This is a genomic window from Collinsella tanakaei YIT 12063, assembly GCF_000225705.1.
Taxonomy (GTDB): Bacteria; Actinomycetota; Coriobacteriia; order Coriobacteriales; family Coriobacteriaceae; genus Collinsella; species Collinsella tanakaei.
In genome coordinates, this window is the sequence record NZ_JH126481.1 from 1 (window position 1) to 1,539 (window position 1,539).

Sequence of the window (1,539 nt, forward strand, 5' to 3'; positions counted from 1 at the left end):
GAGACGATATGAGTTGAACATTGGGAGCCCCTCCCCTTGCAGCTCTATCGTGGGTCGGGCGACAATGGTCGTAGCGCCAACCGTGGCCGCGCGCCACATGCGACGGAGAGGGGCCCGCCATGTCCAATTATGTCACAGCCATCGGTCTCGACGTCCACGCGAGGAGCATCTCCGCATGCGCCTTCGACCCCATGACCGGCGAGGTGTCCCGCGCAAGGTTCGGATACGACCCCGCGTCGGTCGCCGAGTGGGCACTGGGGTTCGAGTCGCCCAAGGCGGTGTACGAGAGCGGCCCGACCGGCTTCCACCTCTGCCGCGCCCTGAGGGCGCTCGGCGTCGACTGCGCCGTAGGCGCCGTCTCCAAGATGCACCGGCCGGCCGCCGACCGCGGGCGCAAGAACGACCGGCGCGACGCCGAGTGGCTCGCCAGGCTCCTCGCCTGCCGCAACGTCGTCGAGGTGTGGGTGCCCGACGAGCGCACCGAGGCCGCCCGCGACCTCTCCCGCGCCCTGGAGGACGCCCGCGACGACCTGCAGCGCGCCAGGCAGCGCATGTCCAAGTTCCTTCTCAGGCACGGCCTGGTGTTCGACGAGACGACGCCGACCGGGCGCCGCAGGTCGAACTGGACCGAGGCGTACTGGAGGTGGGCGAGGTCGATCGAGTTCGACGAGGCCGACGACGCGGCCGCCTACGAGCACTACACGGACGCGGTGGACCGCTGCGGCGAGGCCAAGAGGGAGCTCGAGCGCAGGGTGGTCGAGGCCGCCTCGCGCCCCGAGTGGGCGCCGACGGTCGACGCGCTGTGCCTGGTGAAGGGCGTCGACGTCGCCACCGCGTTCCTGCTCGCCGCCGAGGCGGGCGACTTCTCGAGGTTCCCGAGCGCGCCGTCGTTCGCCGCGTGGTGCGGGCTCGCGCCCTCGGAGCGCTCGAGCGGCGAGACCGAGTCCCGCGGCGGGATCACCCGCGCGGGGAACTCCCACGTGAGGCGCGCGCTCGTCGAGGCGTCGTGGCACGTGCCGATGTCGACGCGCCACCCCAAGAAGCCGAGGCCGGGCCACGGGGTCGCGCCGGCGGCGTCGAGGCACGCCGCGAAGTGCAACCGCCGCCTGCAGGACAGGCGCGACGCCATGTCGCAGGCGGGAAAGAGGCCCTGCGTGGCGAACTGCGCGACGGCCCGCGAGATGGCCTGCTGGGTCTGGGCGATAGCGCTCATGGTCCGGTAGCGCCCGCGGCGAGATAGGAGTCCGACCCCGGGGCGCGCCGCGCTCGAGGCCGTTGGGAGGCCATTCCAGTTCCTTTTTCTGGGCAGCGGGGGACCGCCACGCCCGCCACGAGACTGCGATGAAGCCGGAGGCCCCCAGCCGTAGCAACGAAATGCGGTTCCGACCCGCGGATATTAGAGTGCCGAACGTGCGTCGAGCAGACACGCCCTCAAGCGGCGCGTCCCCCGGGTGAAGATAGGTCGTCCCCGCCCCCCGCGGTAGCTCCCCGGGGGCGGGGACGTTTTGCCACTTGACAATGTTCAACTCATATTAAAAA

At 71.0% G+C, this 1,539-nt stretch carries 1 protein-coding gene; it reads left to right on the forward strand.

Annotated features, from left to right (window positions below; all coding sequences use genetic code 11):
• Positions 1-119: 119 nt before the first annotated feature.
• The gene (locus HMPREF9452_RS11120; protein ID WP_009142229.1) at positions 120-1,223 is read left to right on the forward strand and encodes an IS110 family RNA-guided transposase; all 1,104 of its coding nucleotides are present in this window, start codon (positions 120-122) and stop codon (positions 1,221-1,223) included.
• Positions 1,224-1,539 lie beyond the last annotated feature (316 nt).